We start from the raw sequence: 3,454 nt of genomic DNA, 5'->3' as shown, positions 1-3,454 counted from the left end.
TAGAGGATGCGATAGATCGAATCCTCTGACACGAAGTACTTTTCTGTGTCGGTAAAGCGAACAGCCAACTCACGCGGCGTCAGATTGCTTTCCTTCAGAGCCAGGTCATTGATCTTCTCACGCATTGACAGCGGAATGCGGTTCCAGACCCGTGATGGCTTGGAACTGCGATCCTCAAGCGCCTCAGGACCACCCGACAGATACTGGTCGTACCAGCGATAGAAGGTGGTCTTCGGGATGCTCAGCTTTTCGAAAATGCGCTTGGTTGGGAGATGCGAACCTTCGACGAGGCGGATGATCTCCAGTTTTTCGGATGCGGCCCTTTCATCGCTGCAAGCAGCGAATGCCGAGTGATAGATATCTCATTCATCGTCGTCCCCATCTGTCACCTGACAGGCGCATGCAAAGCATGCTGCCGAGAGGGCGCGATCTTGCTTTTTCTGAGCAACCGCAGTACCAAGAGCCGGACCGCCTCGGCGGGTCTAGTCGTGGGCGGCATACTATTATTTAGGGATGTTCTGGTTTTTCCAACTGGATTTGAGGGGGTTAATTAGTTCGGTGTGTCGCCCCACTAACCCCATCCGGAAAACAGGAAGCGTATTAGCGCATTCCCAGGCGCACTCGTGTACCGGTTAGAGCTGTTTGGAGGCGAAATCGGACCAAATTTGCAACGTATGACTAGCTGGCGCGAGACATAGGATTCCTATGTAGCGTAAAAAATGCTATCGCCTCATCAGTCAAACGAGAAGCTTATGGCAGACTATTCCGTTTCCGTTCTTACTGAAAGCCAGGTCTCAATCACTGGTGGGATTGGGTTGGATGGAATAACCCAAGGAGACGGCTCTCATCTTGTGGGAGAGTTCATTACGCTAGGCTCGGGACCACTTACCACTCTGAATATCTCGGACGGAGGAAGCGACACCAATTTCGACGACAATGATGGCAATCAAACGTTGAATGGTGCGCAAACACTGGACGGGATTTTGTATGCGGACGGAACGCGCATCGAAGCCGAATACCAGTTCGTCCTCCGAGACAATACCACTGGTGAAACCTATCAGGTTTTAGGGGTCAATGTTTTCAACTCGTCGCCTTCATTCGGAACTGTTGAAGGTCTTGCGTTTGTTGGGAGCTTTCCACCGCGCGGAATAGCCCTTGAAGTAATCTCGGCAGCCGAAGGCCCAGGGTCTTTGGGGCAGCCGCCAATTGATGCAGGCAGCTTGGTGCCCTGTTTCACTGCCGGAACAAGAATTGCTGTGCTTGGTGGTGAGAAGCCAATTGAGCAACTCCGTGTAGAAGATCATGTTGCGACTTTTGAGCGGGGATTTCAGCCAATTAGGTGGATTGGGTGTCGTAAGTTGGCAATCGGAGACTTGAGCCAAAATCAGAAGCTGCTGCCGGTACGAATTTTGGCTGGCGCATTGGGGAATGGGCTTCCGAATGTCGATTTACTGGTCTCACGGCAACACCGAATGCTGGTGAAATCTAAGATTGCTGAACGAATGTTTGGGGTTGAGCAGGTTTTGCTCCCTGCCATCCACTTAACTGGTTTGCCCGGAGTATTTATTGACGAGGCAACCGACAGCGTGGAGTACTTCCATCTTCTTTTTGACCAGCACGAGATAATTTACGCAGAAGGCGCTCCTACGGAAAGCTTGTACACGGGTCCAGAAGCACTAAGCTCTTTGAACCAATTGGCTCTGGAAGAGATTCTAACTATCTTTCCTCAGTTGGCTGAGCGGAGCTTTGCACCGCAAGCTGCGCGCTTCATTCCTTCAGGTAAGCAAAACAAAAGACTGGTGGCGCGACATGTCAAAAATAAAAAGCCACTTTCACCGTCTCAAAGATGATGCAACACAAACAGGTCTCAGTTCTCGGTGAGACATAATTGTCATCAAACCCTAAGCGGGCGTACCCGTGTGCCCTGCTCTGTCAAAAACCAATCTGAGCCGTTTGCCTCGCGTAGATCACGACCGTTTCAATCCAAAAGACACTCACCTGCCTCAGGTACGGAATAAGCTGGGCCCTGCTGTCAACTCCATTCGATCGAAAGCAACTCGTGTGATTCCAGGAGCGACGTCGCCCTTCACGGAACCACATATTTTCAAGCTTACACCGGGTAACGGCGCGTCGTTATTGCGGAATACCTCTGCAAGAGGTCTGGAAGATCGTCAGTGTTCTCAGGTTCCAAAACAACGGACGCGTGGCTTCGGTAATCAACGTGTTGCTCTTGGCCACCATGCCGAGCTCACCATTCGGAGACTGATGCACTATGCGGTACGCCGCGACGGTGCATGATGAAGGATTCTCGGGGTGCGCTGATGATATTATTGCAAGAACGTAGCCACTCGAAACAGCACCCGTTTCTGATGATGTGAAGAATTCACTTAGATCGGCCTCTGAAGGCTGGATGTCCAAGTGGTGAATTGGGAACCCACGAAACGTGCCAATGACCGCTGAGCAACGGAGAAAACTTCGACAGCCTATGCGAAGCTCAAATTCTGATCGAACAATGGATGAGACGCTGCAATACAAAGCGGCCCCACTATGCACTAGGCTATTGTCCGCCAGTGCCGGAAACCATCATCCCGATGGATCACATACCGACGATGCACCAACAATCAAATTGGACCAGTCGGACAAGGCTGCTCACAGGACTTTTGCCCCGGACAAATCGGTAAGGGTTTCGATAACTGAAATGCCGAATTGGGCGCATTCTATATTTATGCAGTACTTACCCCTCCGAAAAAAAGCTTTGCGGCAAAGGCCCCACTCAACTTCTAAACGCGGGGGTCTCTGCGGCTGTGAAGCGAGTGGGATAATGCGAATGGAGTGGATGCGCGTGGTGCAACTAAGAAAAGGGGCAGGATCATTTGATCTTCACCAAAACGCGAGGTGGCTGTCTGGCGAAAGTAGCGGACACCGCTGGCGGTATCGCGCGCAGCCTCCCGCGGTCAGTTGTAATGGTGCGAAGCAAAATCACTAGTTTGCTCGGGGGGGCGCACGAAACGCTCCTCTCAATAAAACACCGCCAATGCTCACCTGCTCGCGAGATCTTTTTAAGGTCACGCTTGAAGGTGATACAATCACGTTCAGAGAAATGTCCCTTAATGACTCCTCAATCCCACTCCAAAACCTACCAATGGATCTTCCTCGGTCTGGTCTCCCGAACTTGTTTAGCAATACCAATCCTTCTTGCTAGCTTTGAAAGCGGTTACGCTCAGGTAGCATCGTCAACGGAGATAATCAGTTTTGATACTGGTGCCAATGGTTGGATATGGGACAACTTCAACGCCTCAAGTCAGACTGGACCGCTAATACACAGCACAGCCGGGACATCCAATGGGCCGGGAGGCATTGGTTCTAGGGTCAGGACTCATAGCCAGTATATGACGAGTGCTGCGAGTGCGATTGCGGACAAGAAGACCTTGGGGCACCTGTCGTAGCGGGTTGC

Annotated in this window: 1 protein-coding gene and 2 pseudogenes; 2 read left to right on the top strand and 1 reads right to left on the bottom strand. The window is 51.4% G+C overall.

The annotated features are described in order from the left end of the window. Positions 1–317, bottom strand: a pseudogene (locus ACR0DH_RS20185) (helix-turn-helix domain-containing protein); the annotation flags it as partial. A 435-nt stretch (positions 318–752) separates the two neighbouring features. On the opposite strand from ACR0DH_RS20185, the gene ACR0DH_RS20180 reads away from it, so the two are divergent. Then, positions 753–1,850 carry a Hint domain-containing protein gene (locus tag ACR0DH_RS20180; protein ID WP_480551862.1) on the top strand — a complete coding sequence of 366 codons (1,098 nt, stop codon included), beginning with the start codon at positions 753–755 and terminating at the stop codon, positions 1,848–1,850. A 606-nt stretch (positions 1,851–2,456) separates the two neighbouring features. Next, a pseudogene (locus ACR0DH_RS20175) lies at positions 2,457–2,615 on the top strand (integrase core domain-containing protein); the annotation flags it as partial. Positions 2,616–3,454 lie beyond the last annotated feature (839 nt).

It is taken from the genome of Ruegeria sp. I1 (genome assembly GCF_056532675.1).
The sequence above is the reverse complement of the archived record's forward strand: the minus strand, read 5'-3'. Positions and strand labels throughout refer to the sequence as shown.